The organism is Rhodococcus sp. 05-2255-1e, assembly GCF_002259025.1.
GTDB lineage: Bacteria > Actinomycetota > Actinomycetes > Mycobacteriales > Mycobacteriaceae > Rhodococcoides > Rhodococcoides fascians.
Genome location: NZ_NOZE01000010.1, coordinates 108728 through 126626 on the forward strand (window position 1 = coordinate 108728; position 17899 = coordinate 126626).

Annotated in this window: 12 protein-coding genes; all 12 read left to right on the forward strand. The window is 65.9% G+C overall.

Annotation, left to right across the window (positions count from 1 at the left end):
* Window positions 1–34 precede the first annotated feature (34 nt).
* The 12 genes from CH262_RS08565 to CH262_RS08620 all read left to right on the forward strand — a co-directional run bounded on the left by CH262_RS08565 (window position 35) and on the right by CH262_RS08620 (window position 17898).
* Window positions 35–3424 (forward strand): transglutaminase family protein, encoded by a 3390-nt coding sequence (locus tag CH262_RS08565; protein ID WP_094717443.1) that lies wholly within the window; start codon window positions 35–37, stop codon window positions 3422–3424.
* A 126-nt stretch (window positions 3425–3550) separates the two neighbouring features.
* Window positions 3551–6235 carry a circularly permuted type 2 ATP-grasp protein gene (locus CH262_RS08570; protein WP_094717444.1) on the forward strand — a complete coding sequence of 895 codons (2685 nt, stop codon included), beginning with the start codon at window positions 3551–3553 and terminating at the stop codon, window positions 6233–6235.
* The gene (locus tag CH262_RS08575; RefSeq protein ID WP_027496965.1) at window positions 6232–7140 is read left to right on the forward strand and encodes a transglutaminase family protein; all 909 of its coding nucleotides are present in this window, start codon (window positions 6232–6234) and stop codon (window positions 7138–7140) included. The genes CH262_RS08570 and CH262_RS08575 overlap by 4 nt, the downstream gene beginning before the upstream one ends.
* Window positions 7141–7293: 153 nt before the next feature.
* The gene (locus CH262_RS08580) at window positions 7294–8463 is read left to right on the forward strand and encodes a kinase (RefSeq protein WP_032372489.1); all 1170 of its coding nucleotides are present in this window, start codon (window positions 7294–7296) and stop codon (window positions 8461–8463) included.
* 133 nt (window positions 8464–8596) lie between these two features.
* Window positions 8597–9904 carry a replication-associated recombination protein A gene (locus CH262_RS08585; RefSeq protein WP_239536259.1) on the forward strand — a complete coding sequence of 436 codons (1308 nt, stop codon included), beginning with the start codon at window positions 8597–8599 and terminating at the stop codon, window positions 9902–9904.
* 43 nt (window positions 9905–9947) lie between these two features.
* Entirely contained in the window at window positions 9948–12617 is a 2670-nt protein-coding gene (gene alaS / locus CH262_RS08590; protein WP_094717445.1) for an alanine--tRNA ligase, read from the forward strand.
* Window positions 12618–12619: 2 nt separating this feature from the next.
* Window positions 12620–13153: a Holliday junction resolvase RuvX gene (gene ruvX / locus CH262_RS08595; RefSeq protein ID WP_032391452.1), complete on the forward strand. Its 534-nt coding sequence runs from the start codon at window positions 12620–12622 to the stop codon at window positions 13151–13153.
* Complete coding sequence (locus CH262_RS08600; RefSeq protein ID WP_094717446.1) at window positions 13150–14583, forward strand: endolytic transglycosylase MltG; 1434 nt, start codon at window positions 13150–13152, stop codon at window positions 14581–14583. Before ruvX ends, CH262_RS08600 begins: the two co-directional genes overlap by 4 nt.
* Before the next feature lies 1 nt (window position 14584).
* Window positions 14585–15397: a shikimate dehydrogenase gene (locus tag CH262_RS08605; RefSeq protein WP_094717447.1), complete on the forward strand. Its 813-nt coding sequence runs from the start codon at window positions 14585–14587 to the stop codon at window positions 15395–15397.
* 162 nt (window positions 15398–15559) lie between these two features.
* Window positions 15560–16147, forward strand: a complete 588-nt coding sequence (locus tag CH262_RS08610; protein WP_094717448.1) for a prepilin peptidase — start codon at window positions 15560–15562, stop codon at window positions 16145–16147.
* Window positions 16148–16159: 12 nt separating this feature from the next.
* Window positions 16160–17347, forward strand: a complete 1188-nt coding sequence (gene aroC, locus CH262_RS08615; protein ID WP_027496973.1) for a chorismate synthase — start codon at window positions 16160–16162, stop codon at window positions 17345–17347.
* Window positions 17344–17898, forward strand: coding sequence for a shikimate kinase (locus CH262_RS08620; RefSeq protein ID WP_027496974.1), 555 nt, complete (start codon window positions 17344–17346; stop codon window positions 17896–17898). Before aroC ends, CH262_RS08620 begins: the two co-directional genes overlap by 4 nt.
* The last annotated feature ends 1 nt before the right edge of the window (window position 17899 follow it).

The following is a 17899-nucleotide window of genomic DNA, read 5'->3' on the forward strand; positions in this document are numbered from 1 at the left end:
CTACCCATACCGGGACTATCACGAGGGGCTCGCCGTGGGCATCAAGGTTGCACTCGAACATCGCACCAGTTACCGATTCGACCGCACGGTCAAGATCTTTCCGCACGAGATCAGGCTGCGACCGGCACCGCATTCGCGCACTCCCATCGAGGCGTATTCGCTGAAGATCGAGCCGGCCGAGCATTTCGTCAACTGGCAGCAGGACGTCTTCGGCAACTTTCTCGCCCGCGTGGTGTTCCCCGAGCGAACCGACCATCTGTCCATCACGGTCGGACTCGTTGCGGACATGGCGTCGATCAATCCGTTGGATTTTTTCGTCGAGGAATGGGCGGAGCACTTCGGCTTCGCATACGAGGAACACGATCTGCCCGATCTCGAGCCCTATCTTCGCCCGGTGGACGAGGACAAGGCCGGTTCCGGGCCCGGACCGGTCGTGTCCGCGTGGGTGGAAAAGCTGCAGGCCGCCGTCGTCGAGCGGGGAGAATCGTTGCGCACCATCGACTTTCTCGTCATGGCCAATCAGGCCGTGATGGCGGACGTCGGCTACTCCGTGCGGATGGAGCCCGGAGTGCAGACCCCGGACCTGACGTTGACGTCCGCCGTGGGATCGTGCCGCGACTCCGCGTGGTTGCTGGTGTCGGTCCTTCGTCAGATGGGCCTGGCCGCGCGTTTCGTCTCGGGTTACCTCGTCCAATTGTCCTCGGACGTGAAATCGCTGGACGGTCCGTCCGGGCCGGTCGAGGACTTCACCGACCTGCACGCCTGGACCGAGGTGTATCTCCCCGGTGCCGGTTGGGTCGGAATGGACCCCACCTCGGGCCTGTTCGCCGGCGAGGGGCACATTCCACTGTCGGCCACGCCGCATCCGTCGACCGCGGCCGCAATTTCCGGCGCGACGAGCAAATGCACAGCCGAACTGGACTTCTCGAACACTGTGGTGCGTGTTCACGAGGATCCGCGTACAACGTTGCCATACACGGCCGAGCAGTGGGACGCGATCGAGGCCACGGCCGAGAAGATCGACCGGCGCATGCTCGATCAGGACATTCGATTGACCGTCGGTGGTGAGCCGACGTTCGTCGCCATCGAGAACCAGGAAGCGCCCGAGTGGAACACCACCGCAGACGGTCCGCACAAGCGCAAGCTGGCCAGCGTTCTCGCAGAACGACTTCGAACCATCTACGCGCCCGACGGCATGGTCCAGCGCAGCCAGGGCAAATGGTATCCCGGTGAGCCTCTCCCACGATGGCAGGTGGGTTTGTTCTGGCGCACCGACGGCCAGGCACTGTGGCACGACTCGGACCTCATAGCCGATCCGTGGTCGGCGCACGATCTGCGTCCTGATCCAGTCGACAATTCCGTATCGCAGAAGCTGATCGACCGACTGGTCGACGGATTGGGTCTGCCCGCCTCGCAAGCGCGTCCGGCCTACGAGGATCCGCTCGTCAAGCTGTTGGATCTGGTGCGTCAGCCCTACGGGGATCCTCCGGCCGACGCCGACGATCTCGAACCGGGGACAGATTCCGCAGCTGCGAGAAGGCTTCTCCTCGAACGGCTCGACGCCAGTACCGACGAACCGGCGGCATTCGTGCTGCCGATCTCGCGGACCGAGGACGGCACTGGCTGGCAGAGCGCAGACTGGAAGCTGCGACGTGGGCGAATCGTGTTGTTGGAGGGGGATTCTCCCGCCGGGCTCCGTCTGCCGCTACGAGCGATCTCGTGGGACGGGGGTCCGGTCGAGAACCCGGCCGATCCCACCGCACCGAAACCCGATCTGCCGACCCCGCAGCTGACGCAGCAACCACCCCGGGCCGTCGACCCGGCCGAGTCGCGCTACGCGCAGGCGGTGCGGGAGACGTCCGGAGTGGGTGGAACTGCGGTGACCGCACTGGTCGCCGAGGTACGCGACGGCGTACTGCACGTGTTCATGCCGCCGATGGATCGATTGGACGACTTCGTCGATCTGGTCTCTCGGGTGGAGCGCGCCGCATCCGCGATCGAGACACCGGTCGTCCTCGAGGGTTACGGCCCGCCTTCGGATCCCCGTATCCAAACCCTCACGGTCACTCCGGATCCCGGGGTCATCGAGGTGAACGTTCAGCCGACGTCGTCGTGGGCGGAGCAGAACGAGCTGATGGAGCGCTTGTATCTCGAGGCGCGTAAATCACGGTTGAGTACCGAGGGTTTCGACAACGACGGCACCACTCGCGGCACCGGCGGTGGTAACCACATCACTCTGGGTGGCGTCACACCGTCCGATTCGCCGGTGCTGCGCCGACCGGACCTGCTGGTGTCTCTGTTGACACACTGGCAACGTCACCCGTCGCTGTCGTACCTGTTCTCGGGTCGATTCATCGGTACCACCTCGCAGGCCCCCCGAGCCGACGAAGGTCGTGAGGAGTCGCTCTACGAGCTCGAGGTTGCGTTCAGCGAGATCAAGCGTCTGACCGGTGCCGACCGTTCGGCATCGCCGTGGGTCGTCGATCGGGCGCTGCGGCACCTGCTCACCGACATCACCGGGAACACGCACCGTGCCGAGTTCTGCATCGACAAGCTGTACAGCCCCGACTCCACCCGCGGCAGGCTCGGTCTGCTCGAACTTCGCGGATTCGAGATGCCGCCGCATCATCAGATGGCGATGGTGCAGTCCTTACTCGTGCGCTCGATGGTCTCGCGATTCTGGGATACCCCGCTCGAAGCACCACTGATTCGGCACGGTGCCAACCTGCACGGTCGATACATGTTGCCGCACTTCGTGATCGGTGATATCGGCCGGGTCGCCGAGGACCTCCGCGAGCACGGCATCGAATTCGATACCAGCTGGCTGGACCCGTTCACCGAGTTTCGTTTCCCGCGCATCGGTACCACCGTCGTCGGCGATGCCGAGATCGAACTGCGCGGTGCAATCGAGCCGTGGAACACGCTCGGGGAGGAGTCGACGTCGTCGGGCACGGCGCGCTACGTGGACTCCTCGGTCGAGCGCATCCAGGTTCGCGTTGCCGGTGCCGATGTGGGCCGCTACCTGTTGACCTGCAACGGGGTGCCGGTACCGATGTTGCGCACCGAGCGACAGGACGTCCAGGTCGCCGGAGTTCGCTATCGCGCCTGGCAACCGCCAAGCGCGCTGCACCCCACGATCGAGGTGCAGAGTCCCTTGCGATTCGATCTGGTGGAGATGCAAACCGGACGCGCAGTCGGCGGGTGCTCGTATCACGTGGTGCACCCCGGCGGACGGTCGTACGACGGTCCACCGGTCAACTCGGTGGAGGCGGAAGCGCGACGCAACGGTCGTTTCGAGGAGGGCGGGTTCACGTCCGGCAAGGTGGACATAGCAAGATTGCTCGAGATGCACGCTCGCCAAGCGATCGACGTGACTGCGCCCGGCATGCTGGACCTGCGCCGGACCGGGGTTCACACGCCCTGAGGCGGGCAGAAAAGAACGAGTCGACCGGTAGCGATTGCGGTCCGACGCGGAACGGGTGGATTCGGCAACGACCACACCTCATCCGGCGACGGAGTGTGATCGACCGACGGAAGGAACAACGGCTCGATGGTGCCCGTGGATACCGCTCACAGTGAGGCGGGCCGCAACGAGACGGCGGCCGGTGCGCCCGACCCCGTGTCACCCGACCTGGTGTCACCGTGGCTCGAATACCACGGTCGACGTGAGGCCGTGACGGGTCGCAGAGATCTGTTCGACGAAATGCTCGGTGCCGACGACACGGTGCGTCCGCACTGGGCGGAGCTGGTCGACGGTATGCGCGACGCCGGCCCGGGTGCGATGCAGACGTTGCAGTCTCGGGTCAGCCGGCTCGTCGACGACCACGGAATCACCTACAACCCGATTCCGACGGGCGGCAACGAGCCCGGGCCCAGTTCCGTGCGGTGGGGACTGGACAGCGTCCCGTACGTCGTTGCAGCGGACGAATGGGATCGGCTCGAAGCGGGGCTGGTCCAGCGTTCGCAACTGCTCGACGCCATCCTGACCGACATCTACGGAGCGCAGGAGACAGTCCGGCGCGGTTTGATTCCGCCCGAGCTGATCTTCGGCAACCCCGGCTATCTTCGACCGGCGCATGCCATCACCGTCCCGGGTCCGCATCAGTTGTTCATGCACGCAGCCGACATCGCGCGCGGGTCCGACGGCCGGTTCTCGGTCGTTGCGGATCGCACTCAGGCACCGTCCGGGGTTGGGTATGCGCTGGCCGATCGCCGAGTGATGTCGCGGGCGATGCCCGAGTTGTTCCAGGCGAGCAATCCGAGGCCGTTGTCGACTTTTGCTAGGGCGATGCGCTTGGCGCTGCGTGACGCCGCACCTGCATCGGCCGAGGATCCTGTCGTGGTGGTGTTGACGCCGGGTTCGCATTCCGAGACGGCATTCGACCAGGCTTATCTGGCAACGGTTCTGGGCTTTCCGCTCGTCGAGAACGCCGATCTGGTGGTGCGGGACGGCTGTTTGTGGATGCGTTCGCTCGGCACACTGCGTCGGGTGGACGTGGTGCTGCGGCGCGTCGACGCCGAGTTCGTTGACCCACTCGATCTGCGCCCGGATTCGCATCTGGGCGTGGTCGGTCTGGTCGAGGTCCTGCGGCGCGGTGCGGTGAGCGTGGTCAACACTCTCGGTAGCGGAGTCCTCGAGAATCCCGCACTGACACCGTTGCTGCCGGCTCTGAGCCGGGCTCTGCTGGATGAGGATCTGACTCTCGATTCGGTCCCCACCTATTGGGGTGGTGATCCGATTGCCCTCTCGCACATGCGAACTCGCTTCCGATCGCTGGTATTGAGATCCACCGTGTCCCGACGCGCGGTCGTGGGTCACGATCTCACCGAGCACGCGGCCCGGGCGCTGTGGGACGAGGTCGAGGCAGCTCCGTGGAAATGGACCGGTCAGGAAGTGCCGGAGTTCTCACTGGCTCCGGTGGGTTCGTCCTGGGGCAGCGGGTCGGGGGAGCAGTTGGCGGTTGCTCCCGCCCAGGTCGGAATGCGCTTGTTCACCGTCGCGCAGCGGGTCGGCTACACCCCGATGCGAGGCGGTCTGGGTCAGGTCATGATCACGGCGCCGGTCACCGAACCACTCATCACCGTCGCCTCCAAGGACGTGTGGGTCAAGTCGGTGGAGAGGGTCACTCCGGCCGATTCTGCTCCGCACACCCCGCCTGCCACGGTGGAGGAGTTGCCGCAGTACGCCGCGTCCAACGTCGAGGTGGTCAGTTCCCCGCGTGTGCTGGGCGATCTCTTCTGGTTCGGTCGGTACAGCGAACGCGCGGAGGACATGACGCGTCTGCTCATCGCCGCCCGGGAGCGGGATCAGGACTATCGCTCGATGCCGTGGCTCGACGGCAGCGACAGCCTGCCGATTCTGCTGGAAGCGGTCACGAAGGTATCGCGCACGGGACCGGGATTCTTCGACGAGACGATCCGCGCCGATGCGATGGCCGAAATGCGCTCGCTGATGCTCTCGGTGGAGCGCCTCGGTTCACTGGCGCAGTCGGTCGACCGGATGCAACAGGCAGCTCGTGCGGTGCGCGATCAACTCTCGAACGACACCTGGGCAGTGCTCGCTCGCATCGACACCGCGCTCGAGGAGTTGGGCGAGTCGGCCGTCAATAACGGTGCCCAGCTGGCTGCATCGCAATCGAGCGTGCTGCGTGGTCTGCTCGCGCTGTCCGGACTGGCGTCGGAGTCGATGGTTCGGGACGCCGGTTGGTACCTGATGGACGCGGGCAAGCGAATAGAGCGGGGATTGCAACTGACAGCGTTGCTGTCAGCGACTCTGAGTCACGCCCTGACGCCGTCCACCGAACAGGCGGTCATCGATTCGGTGCTGTCTGCGGCAGAGTCCTCGGTGATCTATCGCCGACGCAACAGTGGTCGTGCACGGCCGGCTGCAGTTGCGCAGCTGCTGCTGTTCGACGCCGGCAATCCTCGCGCACTGGTGTACCAACTCGACCGCCTTCGTGACGATCTCGGGGCGCTACCGGACGCGTCCGGTAGCTCGCGGCCCGAACAGCTCGTCGAGCAAATGCGGGTTCGGTTGCGGCGCGTCGACCCGGGTGATCTGGAGTCGGTCGACGCCACCGGGCGGCGGGTGGAACTGATCGAGCTCGTGGACGGTATCCACGATTCGCTCGAAGAACTGTCCCGAGTTGTTCTCGCGACGCACATGTCGCTGCCGGGCGGTACCCAGCCGCTGTGGGGCAGCGTCGGTGCGCGGATCGGAAGCGGGGCACGATGACGAGTCGTCGGTACCGAATCAAGCACATCACCACGTACACCTACTCCGATCGCGTCACGTCGTCCTACGGGCGAGGATTTCTCGCGCCGCGGGACATGGACGGGCAGCACTGCGTCGAGAAGTCGGTCACGGTGGAGCCGCCACCCACCGATCAATCGTTCGGCGTCGATGTCTACGGCAACGAAGACGTGTACTTCCACGTGACCAACGATCACGAGAAGCTGGTCGTCACGGCGGATTCGCTCGTCGAGGTGTACCCGCGGCCGGTGGACGAGACCACGTCGTGGCCTGCGACTGCCCCGTGGGAATCGGCCCGGATGGCCATGTTCGACCCCACCAGGACCGATGCAGCGGACTCGGCACGTTCATCGGCGGTGGAGTTCGCCCTCGATCTGCCGACGCCGGAGATCACGGACGAGGTGCGAGCTTACGCCGCGCCCAGTTTCACGCCGGGGCGTCCGCTCGCGGACGTCATCGTCGATCTGACGCACCGAATCTTCACCGACTTTCGGTATCTGTCCGGGTCCACGACGGTATCGACCACCGTGGTCGACGTCCTCGCCGCACGTTCGGGGGTCTGTCAGGACTTCGCTCGGTTGGCCATCGCCTGTCTGCGGTCGCAGGGGTTGGCGGCACGGTACGTGTCGGGCTATCTCGCCACGGAACCGCCACCGGGCAAGGAACGCATGATCGGTGTCGATGCGACCCACGCGTGGGCCGCGGTGTGGATGCCCGACGACCGCTGGCTGGCCTTCGATCCGACCAATGATCAACTGGTCGACGAGCGGTACGCGACGGTCGCCTGGGGCCGCGACTATGCCGACGTTCCGCCGTTGCGCGGGGTCATCTACACCGAGGCCGAGAAGAGCACGATCGCGGTGTCGGTCGACGTTGCACCGATGTAATTCGCGCTGCATACTTTGGTGGCTTCGGGGTAACCGGCCAGCTGGTCGGGTCTACGAACAGGATCTCGAAAGCCGCAAAACGGACAATCGTGTCTCTTTCGTAGCCGGCGACACGGCACAGTACGACGTAGCGAACAGGTAGCTTGGACAACGATGACCGCAACACTTGCAGACCCTGTATCCGAGGTAGTGGCAGCAGCCCAGCGACTACTGACCAAGCGCACCGGGGCACCGGTGACGCTGATCGATCCCGTCGACCTCGGGGGTAGTGGCCAAGCCATCGTGTTGCGAGTGAAGGTGTCCGAGAATCCTTTTCAGCTTCCGCGAACCCTTGTCGTCAAGCAGGTGCGCGATCTTCCCGGAGAATCGGAGCTGCATTCCGAGCTCACCGATGTCGCCGGGTCGAGTGCATTTCTGCGTGAGGCCGCCTCGTACCAGTTCGCGAACGCCCTGGCCACCGACAGCAGGCCGGGGCCGGAGCTGCACGCCTACGATCTCGATGCTCGGCTGTTGATTCTGAGCGACCTCGGAGACGCCAGTGCGATCCCCACGCTGCTGCGCAGTTCCGATGCATCGATGGTCACCAACTCGTTGATGGCCATGGCTCAGGCGCTCGGGCGCATGCATGCGGCAACCGTCGGCCGTGAGGACGATTTCGCAGCCTTGCTTCGGCGGGTCGGCCAGCCCGACTCGGCTGACGGAATTTCCGCGCAGATACCCGACGCCCTCGCCGCAGTACCCGGCATGTTGACCGGATTGCTCGGAGTAGGGGCACCACCGGACGTCCTTCTCGAACGGGTCTCGCGCAGCGGACGGCTGTTCGCACACGGAGCGTTCCGTGCCTTCAGCCCGTCGGATCTGTGTCCCGACAACATCATCGTCAACGACGAGGGCGTTCGATTCCTCGACTACGAGTGGGGCGGTTTTCGAGACGCCACTCTCGACATCACGTACGCGTTGGCGTCGTTCCCGGGGTGTCTGTGCAGTTTCGAGCTCTCGCACGATCGCGAGCAGGCCATGATCGACGCGTGGCGTTCGGAGGTCGTCGGCATCTGGCCTGCACTGGCGGACGACCACGTGCTGGCGACCAAGCTGCTCGACGCGAGGTTGATCTGGGTGTGGCTGACCACGTACTGGTTCCTACCCGACGATCACACTCGAATTGCCGCGGCGCGCGCACACCAGCTCTCGGTACCGCGGTCGCAGGCGCTGATTTCGCGTTGGTCGGTGCTCCAGGACAGCGCAGTGCGTTCGGGAGAGCCCGATATCGCCGACTACGCCGAGTCGGTCGTGTCCGCTCTGCGCGCGAAGCGGGACCGCTGAGCGCGAACGCGTTCGCCTTTCGTACCGTCGAATCGGTAGCGTTCGACCGGTGAGCGGCGGTTTCGGAAGTGACATCTCGGACGACGAGTCGGACGGCGACGGATTGTTCGATCCACCCGCGGCACCGGATCCGATGATCGACGAGCCCCGTCCGACTTCCACGTACACGCGACCCGACGCACCGCTCGCTGTACGCATGCGACCGACGACGCTCGACGAGGTCGTCGGACAGTCTCATCTGCTGGCACCCGGCGCACCGTTGCGTCGTCTAGTCGAGGGATCCGGAGCGTCCTCGGTGATGCTGTACGGCCCGCCCGGAACAGGAAAAACCACGCTGGCGTCGTTGATCTCGGGGGCGACCGGTCGCAAGTTCGAGGCGTTGTCCGCCCTGTCGGCCGGGGTCAAGGAAGTGCGCAACGTCATCGAACTCGCGCGCCGCCGGCTGTTGTCCGGTGAGCAGACCGTGTTGTTCATCGACGAGGTCCACCGTTTCTCCAAGACCCAGCAGGACGCACTGCTCGCCGCCGTCGAGAACCGAATCGTGTTGCTCGTGGCCGCCACGACGGAGAATCCGTCCTTTTCGGTGGTGTCACCATTGCTGTCGAGATCGCTGGTGCTGCAATTGCAGCCGCTCGGCTCCGAGGACATCGAACTGTTGCTGACCCGTGCAGCCAACGATCCCCGAGGCCTGGACGGTGCGGTGACCATCGCCGAGGACGCAATGGATCACCTGGTGCGGCTCGCGGCCGGTGACGCCCGCCGAGCGTTGACGGCCCTCGAGGCGGCAGCGGGCGCCGCAACCGACGGAACGCTGGACCTCGCGACGGTCGAGGCCAGTGTCGACAAGGCCGCGGTGCGCTACGACCGTGACGGCGACCAGCACTACGACGTCATCAGTGCGTTCATCAAGTCGATCAGGGGATCCGACGTCGATGCCGCACTTCATTACCTCGCACGCATGATCACCGCGGGGGAGGACGCCCGCTTCATCGCGCGGCGGCTCGTCGTCCATGCGAGCGAGGACATCGGGATGGCCGATCCCACCGCACTGCAGACGGCCACCGCCGCGGCGAGTGCCGTGCAGATGATCGGGATGCCGGAGGCGCGACTGGCGCTGGCGCAGGCAACCATTCACCTGGCGACAGCGCCCAAGTCCGGTGCCGTGATCGGCGCACTCGGAGCGGCCATGGCCGACGTCGCCGCAGGCAAGTCCGGATCGGTGCCGCCGCATCTACGCGACGGTCACTACAAGGGTGCTCAGGGGTTGGGCAACGCGGTCGGATACAAATACCCGCACAGCAGTCCGGGTGGCGTGCTGGGGCAGCAGTATCCGCCCGACGAACTGGTCGGCGTGAACTACTACGAACCCACCGAACACGGTGCAGAGCGCGAAATAGCGACCCGGGTGGGCAAACTCCGTCGCATCATCCGAGGCCGATAGGCCCTCGAATCGGCACAGGGTCTGACGACGCTAACCTGTATCAGTGCAGACCCATGAGATCCGCAGGCGTTTCCTCGACCATTTCGTCAAGGCGGGACACACCGAAGTACCCAGTGCGTCGTTGATCCTCGACGATCCGAACCTGCTGTTCGTCAATGCGGGCATGGTTCCCTTCGTGCCGTTCTTCCTCGGGCAGCAGACGCCGCCGTACAAGACGGCGACGAGCGTCCAGAAGTGCGTGCGCACCCTCGACATCGAGAACGTCGGTATCACCACTCGGCACAACACGTTCTTCCAGATGGCCGGAAACTTCTCGTTCGGCGATTACTTCAAGCGTGACGCGATCAAGCATGCCTGGACCCTGCTGACCGACAGCGTCGAAGACGGCGGCTATGGGTTCGATCCCGAGCGGATCTGGGCCACGGCCTACCTCGACGACGACGAGGCGATCGAGCTGTGGAAGGAGATCGCCGGTCTGCCCGACGAACGCATCCAGCGTCGTGGAATGGCCGACAACTACTGGTCCATGGGAATCCCCGGACCCTGTGGGCCCTGCTCGGAGATCTACTACGACCGAGGCCCCGAGTTCGGTGCCGAAGGCGGCCCCGAAGCCGACGAGGACCGGTACATCGAAATCTGGAACCTCGTGTTCATGCAGAACGAACGCGGCCAAGGCATCAGCAAGGACGATTTCGAGATCCTCGGCCCACTGCCGAAGAAGAACATCGACACCGGCATGGGCGTCGAGCGCGTCGCATTCCTGCTCCAAGGCGTCGACAACGTGTACGAGACCGATCTCGTGCGTCCGGTCATCGCCAAGGCCGAGGAGCTGTCGGGTCGGACCTACGGCAGTAACCACGACGACGACGTCCGTTTCCGCGTCATCGCCGACCACGCGCGCACCGCTGCATTGCTGATCTCCGATGGAGTCAATCCCGGCAACGACGGCCGCGGCTACGTGCTTCGGCGCCTGCTGCGTCGCATCGTCCGATCCGCGCGTCTCCTCGGCGCACCCGACGAGACGATGGCGCAGTTCATCACCGTCGTCCGCGACACCATGGCCGAGTCGTACCCCAACCTGGTCACGGACTTCGATCGCATCCTCACCGTCGCAGTGGGGGAGGAGACCGCCTTCCTCAAGACCCTGACGTCAGGCTCGCGGCTTTTCGAGGGTGCCGCGGAGGCCGTCAAGGCGTCGGGCGCGAAAAAGATCGGCGGCGCCGAAGCCTTCGCGCTGCACGACACCTACGGGTTCCCGATCGACCTGACGCTCGAGATGGCCGCCGAGGCCGGACTGTCCGTGGACGAGGACGGATTCCGCTCGTTGATGGCCGAGCAACGCACTCGCGCCAAAGAGGACGCCCGCGCGCGCAAGCATGCACACGCCGACCTCACCGTCTACAAGGATTTCGTCGACGGTTCGCCGACCGAGTTCACCGGGTTCGACGAACTCGGTTCCGAGGCAACGGTTCTCGCGTTGATCTCCAACGGCGTTCGGGTTCCGACCGCGGTCGCCGGCGAGAGCGTGGAGATCATCCTCGACCGCAGCCCGCTGTACGCGGAATCCGGTGGTCAGATCGCCGACATCGGCACCATCACCGCACCCGGCCTGACCGTCAAGGTCAACGATGTGCAGAAGATCGCCAAGAAGGTGTGGACCCACAAGTCCGTGGTCGACGCCGGCCAGATCACCGAGGGCGACACCGTGCACGTCGACGTCGACCACGCCTGGCGCAAGGGTGCGACCCAAGGGCACTCGGGCACGCACATGGTCCACGCTGCACTGCGCCAGGTGCTCGGACCCAATGCGACGCAGGCAGGCTCGCTGAACAAGCCGGGGTACCTGCGTTTCGACTTCTCCTGGCAGGGATCGTTGTCCGAGGCGCAGCGCGACGACATCGAGAATGTCGCCAACGATGCGGTCGGCTCGGACTACGAGGTCAACACCCTCGTCACCGACCTCGACAGCGCCAAGAAGATGGGGGCCATGGCGCTGTTCGGCGAGAACTACGGCGACGAGGTCCGCGTGGTCGAGATCGGCGGGCCGTTCTCGATGGAACTGTGCGGTGGCACTCACGTCCAACACTCGTCGCAGATCGGTCCGGTCACCATCCTCGGCGAATCCTCGGTCGGCTCGGGAGTACGCCGCGTCGAAGCCTTCGTCGGCCTCGACTCGTACCGCTATCTGGCGAAGGAACGCGCGCTGTTGGCCGGCGTCGCGTCGTCGTTGAAGGTCCCGTCCGAGGAGGTGCCGGCGCGCATCGAGAACCTGGTCGAGCGTCTTCGGGTCGCCGAGAAGGAACTGGAGTCGGTCAAAGCCGCGGCCGTTTTGGCCTCGGCGGGAGAGTACGTCGGTAAGGCCGAACGGTTCGGTGACGTGCGAGCAGTCGTCGCGCAGGCACCCGACGGCGTCGGCGGCAACGACCTGCGGACGCTCGCCACCGACATCCGCGGCCGACTCGGCACCGATCCGGCCGTCGTCGTGCTGTTCGGCACGGTCGGCGGCAAGGTCCCGTTCGTGGTCTCGGTGAACAAGGCCGCCCAGGAAGCCGGAATCGCGGCCGGCGAGCTGGTCGCGTCGTTCGGTCCGAGTATCGGTGGCCGAGGTGGTGGCAAGCCCGAACTCGCCCAGGGATCGGGCTCGGATGTCGCGGGCATCGCCGCAGGGATCGACGCCGCTCGGGCGCGATTGACCGAACTCACCACCCACTGACGATCGTGCCGACTCAGGGGCGAGGCCCCGATCGACCCGGCGTCGACGATCCGGGCCGCGGCAGACGCATCGGCATCGACGTCGGGAGCGTTCGCATCGGCATCGCGTCGTCCGACCCCGACGGCGTCCTCGCGACGCCCGTCGAAACGGTGCCGCGGTCCAAGGTCAAGGGACCCGATGCGCCGGATGTCGTCCGGGTGGCGGAAATTATCGCCGAGTACGAGGCCGTCGAGGTCGTCATCGGACTGCCTCGGACGTTGCGCGGTGAACGTGGAAGTGCAGTCGACGCGGCGGAGAGATTCGGCCGTTCTCTGCACAGGCGGTTGGCCGGCGTGCCGATTCGCATGGCCGACGAGAGACTGACTACGGTGAGCGCGTCGCGTGCCTTACGGGAGAGTGGTGTGCGCGCGAAGGATCAGCGATCGGTCATCGACCAGGCCGCCGCGGTAGCGATACTGCAGGGTTGGCTCGACGAACGACGGGCCGCGGCGCACCGAGCAACGACGAATTCAGGATCGACGGAGGTCGACGAGTGAGCAACCATGGGTCCGATGATCGGGGTCGACGGCGGGTGGCCCCGGACGAGGCCCACACCGATCCGATCGGGTATCGCGTGGACGAGGGCAGTGAGTTCCACCGGAGTATGAATCGGTCCCGGCCGCCGCAACGCAGTGAACCGCATACGCAGGGCACCCGTCGTGCGGACCGCGAGGCCGGCGGCGGCCCGGTAGTCGACCCGGATGCCGGAGCGATGCCGCAGGCCGTGGGTCGGAGCCGCGCCGCCGGTCGCAGGGAACGCGCTGCGTCCAGCCGGAAGCGTCGTGGCCGAGTCGTCGCCCTGGTTCTCGGGCTGCTGTTGGTCGTCGCCGTGGCAGGAGGGGGGTACTTCGCAGTGAACAAGTTCGGGAATCGAACGACACCGAACGAGGACTTCGCGGCCGGTTCGTCCGGTGACGGAGTCGTGATTCAGGTCCATCCCAACGACACCGCCCAGCAAATTGGTACCGAGGCTGCGGACAAGGGCGTGGTGGCGAGTTCCGGAGCGTTCCTCGAAGCTGCGCTGCAGAACAATGCGATCACGTCGGTCCAGCCGGGCTTCTACCTGCTCACCAGCGGTGTTCCGGCTTCCCGCGCGGTCGAGGAGCTGGTGGATCCTGCCTCGCGGGTGGGAAACATGGTCATCTCGGAGGGGCGTCAACTGCACGACGCGAGAGACGTGAACACCGGTTCGGTCAAGAAGGGGATCTACACCTTGATCTCCGAGGCCAGCTGCGTGGATCGGACCGGCAGCGGCAGTCCGACGTGCATCAGCTACGACGATCTGAACGCAGCAGGAGCGGTCGACGATCCGGCAGCCCTGGGAGTGCCGCAGTGGGCAACCGACCGCGTCGAGGGCGTGCCGGACCGAGACCGGCAACTCGAGGGTCTGATCTCCGCCGGAACGTGGGACTTCGATCCCAGCGCCGCTCCTGCGGACATCCTGAAGCAACTGGTGTCCGAGAGCGCCACCCGGTACGAGGACACCGGAATCCTCACCGCGGGCAGCAGCTCCGGACTGACCCCGTACGACACACTCGTCGCGGCCTCGCTGGTGGAGCGTGAATCCCTGCCGCAGGACTTCAGCAAAGTGGCGCGGGTGATCCTCAACCGTCTCGCGGTGCCGCAGAAGCTCGAATTCGACTCGACGGTGAACTACTCGCTCGACACCACCGAGGTGGCCACCACCGACGCCGATCGCGCCACGGTGACGCCCTGGAACACCTATGCCAGCGAAGGGCTGCCCGCCACTCCGATCTCGTCCCCGAGCATCGGTGCGGTACAGGCCGTCGAGATGCCGGCCGACGGAGACTGGCTGTACTTCGTGACCATCAACCAGGCTGGGGAGACGCTGTTCACCCGCAGTTACGACGAGCACCTGGCCAACATCGGCAAGGTGGAAGCCGGATTCCTCGACAGCGGCCGCTGACATGCGTGCCGCCGTACTCGGCAGCCCGATCGAGCACTCGAAGTCACCGGTGCTCCATCGGGCGGCTTACCGCGCCCTCGGCCTCGACGAGTGGACCTACGACCGCATCGAGTGCACGGCCGAGCAACTTCCCGGACTGGTCGACGGTTTCGGGCCGGATTGGGTCGGCGTGTCGGTGACGATGCCCGGCAAAGTCGCCGCTCTGACGTACGCGTCGGAACGTACCGAACGCGCCGTCCTGGCCGGGTCGGCCAACACTCTGCTGCGGACGACGTCGGGATGGCGGGCGGACTGCACGGACGTGGACGGCGTCGTCGGCGCACTGCGAGATGCTCGAATCGACGATCTGACCGGTGCCGCCGTGACGGTGGTGGGTGCAGGAGGTACGTCGAGACCCGCGATCGTGGCACTGGCAACACTGGGTGCCGCGTCGGTCACGGTGGTTGCTCGATCGGCCGATCGTGCGACGGCCACTCTCGAGTGCGCGGTGGCCGCCGGGCTCCGCGCCGACTTCGCACAGTTCAGCGATCCCGGGCTCGCCGACGTCGCAGCGGCGTCGGCCGTGCTGGTCAGCACCGTGCCCGCAGCCGGAGTTGCCCCCTTCGCGGCCGCTCTCGGCCGGGCACCCGTCGTACTCGATGCGATCTACGACCCCTGGCCGACCGCACTCGCCGCTGCGGTCGACGACGCCGGCGGAACGGTCATCAGCGGACTGTCGATGCTGCTCAACCAGGCCTACGGGCAGGTAGAGCAATTCACCGGTATGCCGGCACCCCGATCGGCCATGCGAGAGGCGCTCGGCGTCGTTCTGTAGCCGCGTCTGTGGTCGACCGGCGAGCAACCTCGATCTGCGCCCGTCGGGTCATCGGCTGTGCACAAGACATCGGCTGTACACAGGGCGGCGGTTGTCCACAGGTCTTTTCGTGACCTGGACTGTGCGCGCAACTCGGTTCGTCACGGTGCGACGCTTCGAGCCATGTGGAGTCTGGGTGTTGCTGTCACGGTCGGTGCTGTCGCCGGTGTGGTGCTGCGCGTCGTGTTGCGTCGATGGGAGCCGCGTCTTCTACCGGCGCTGTGTGTCCTCGGATCCGGGTGGGCGTGGTGGCGGTTCGGGGAGAGCCCGGATGCCGCGTCGTGGGGGCTGATCACCTGGTGCGTACTGACGTGGTGGTTCGCAGCGCTGATCGCCGTCGACCTGCGGTGTCGCCGGCTGCCGAACGTGTTGACCGTTCCCGGTGCGGTCGTGGTTCCGGCAGTGCTGGTGGCGACGGGTTCGGCTCAGGCTCTGCTGGGCGGCGGGCTGCTGTTCGGCATCTACCTCGTGGTTCATCTCGGTGCGCCGAGGGCGTTCGGCGCGGGTGACGTCAAGCTCGCCTGGTCGGTGGGTTCGATCGCTTGCCTGGGCGGTACAGCCGGGTGGACCGTCGCGGCGTTGGCGGCGCCGGTGGCCACAGCCGTGGTGGGGTCGATCGCGGCGGCCTGCGGATACCCCGGTTCGCGCATCGCGCACGGGCCGTCGATGTGCGCGGCCACCCTGCTGGCAGTTGCGGCGGCCACGGCGTGAAAAGATGTTCGAGTGCTGCGCTGGATAACTGCCGGAGAATCCCACGGACCCGCTCTCGTCGCCATCCTCGAAGGAATGGTCGCGGGAGTCGAGGTGACCTCGGACGACATTGCTCGCCAACTCGCTCGCCGTCGCCTCGGTTACGGCCGCGGTGCCCGCATGAAGTTCGAAGCGGACAAGGTGACCCTCACGGGCGGCGTTCGTCACGGCCGGACCATGGGCGGGCCTGTGGCGATCGAGGTCGGCAACACCGAATGGCCGAAGTGGGAACAGGTGATGTCGGCCGACCCCGTCGACGAGGCCGTCCTCGCCGATCTGGCCCGTAACTCTCCACTGACTCGACCACGACCCGGGCATGCCGATTTCTCCGGGATGCTGAAGTACGGCTTCGACGACGCACGTCCGGTGCTCGAGCGTGCCAGTGCGCGTGAGACCGCGGCGCGGGTGGCGATCGGAACGGTCGCGCGGCTGTTCCTGAAGCAGGCGTTCGGCATCGACGTCGTCTCGCACGTGATCTCCATCGGTGCCTCGGATCCCTACGTCGGCCCGCCGCCCGCGGGCGCGGACATCGATGCCATCGACGAGTCTCCGGTAAGGGCCTTCGACAAGGCCGCCGAGGAGTCCATGATCGCCGAGATCGAAGCCGCCAAGAAAGACGGCGACACCCTCGGCGGCATCGTCGAGGTCGTCGTGCACGGACTGCCGGTCGGCCTCGGCTCGTTCGTCTCGGGTGAACGCAAGCTCGACGCCAGACTGGCGGCTGCGCTGATGGGCATCCAGGCGATCAAGGGTGTAGAGGTGGGCGACGGTTTCGAGACCGCGCGCCGACGCGGCAGTGTCGCACACGACGAGATCAAGCCGGGGCCCGACGGAGTTCTCCGCTCGACGAACCGTGCGGGCGGGATCGAAGGCGGAATGACCAACGGTGAGGCTCTGCGGGTGCGTGCGGCGATGAAGCCCATCTCCACGGTTCCCCGCGCCCTGTCGACGGTGGACATGTCGACCGGCGACGAGGCGGTTGCCATCCACCAGCGCTCGGACGTGTGCGCTGTTCCGGCCGCCGGAGTCGTGGCGGAGACGATGGTTGCCCTCGTGCTCGCGCAGGCAGCGTTGGAGAAGTTCGGTGGGGATTCGCTGGCGGAGACGACGAGCAACGTCGACCACTACGTGAAGGGCACCGCCGCCCGACCTCCGCGATGAGCCCGTACGCGGTCCTCGTCGGACCGCCGGGTGCAGGAAAATCGACCATCGGACGGCGACTGGCCCAGGCGTTGAATCTGGATCTGTTCGATACCGACGTGGCCATCGAACGAAAAACCGGGCGAACCATCGCCGATATCTTCTCGCACGACGGTGAGCCTGCATTTCGCGAGATCGAAGAGCGGATAGTCGCCGATGCCCTGGCCTCGCACGACGGCATTCTTTCCCTCGGCGGCGGAGCCGTGTTGTCGGCTGCAACCCGAAAGCTGCTCGCCGCGCACACTGTGGTCTATCTGGAAATCAGTGTGTCGGAGGGGCTTCGGCGAACGGGAGCCAACACGTCTCGGCCACTGCTCGCGGGCCCGGACCCGCGCGCCAAATACCAGGAATTGATGCGTCACCGCCGCCCCCTCTATCGCTCGGTTGCCACCGTGCGAGTGCGGACGGACAGTCGTAGTCCGGCCCGAGTCGTGAATCAGTTGGTGGCCAAGCTCACTGCTCTCGCACCGGTGCCCGTTCGCGAAGTGAACGACGAAACCCCCAGTAGATGAA

What these genes read in the sequence shown, in the direction of transcription:
- CH262_RS08585 (WP_239536259.1), top strand. Translation starts at nt 8,597, where the DNA reads ATGATCGACGAGCCCCGTCCGACTTCCACGTACACGCGACCCGACGCA.
- CH262_RS08610 (WP_094717448.1), top strand. Translation starts at nt 15,560, where the DNA reads ATGTGGAGTCTGGGTGTTGCTGTCACGGTCGGTGCTGTCGCCGGTGTG.
- CH262_RS08620 (WP_027496974.1), top strand. Translation starts at nt 17,344, where the DNA reads ATGAGCCCGTACGCGGTCCTCGTCGGACCGCCGGGTGCAGGAAAATCG.
- CH262_RS08575 (WP_027496965.1), top strand. Translation starts at nt 6,232, where the DNA reads ATGACGAGTCGTCGGTACCGAATCAAGCACATCACCACGTACACCTAC.
- CH262_RS08605 (WP_094717447.1), top strand. Translation starts at nt 14,585, where the DNA reads ATGCGTGCCGCCGTACTCGGCAGCCCGATCGAGCACTCGAAGTCACCG.
- CH262_RS08580 (WP_032372489.1), top strand. Translation starts at nt 7,294, where the DNA reads ATGACCGCAACACTTGCAGACCCTGTATCCGAGGTAGTGGCAGCAGCC.
- CH262_RS08570 (WP_094717444.1), top strand. Translation starts at nt 3,551, where the DNA reads ATGGTGCCCGTGGATACCGCTCACAGTGAGGCGGGCCGCAACGAGACG.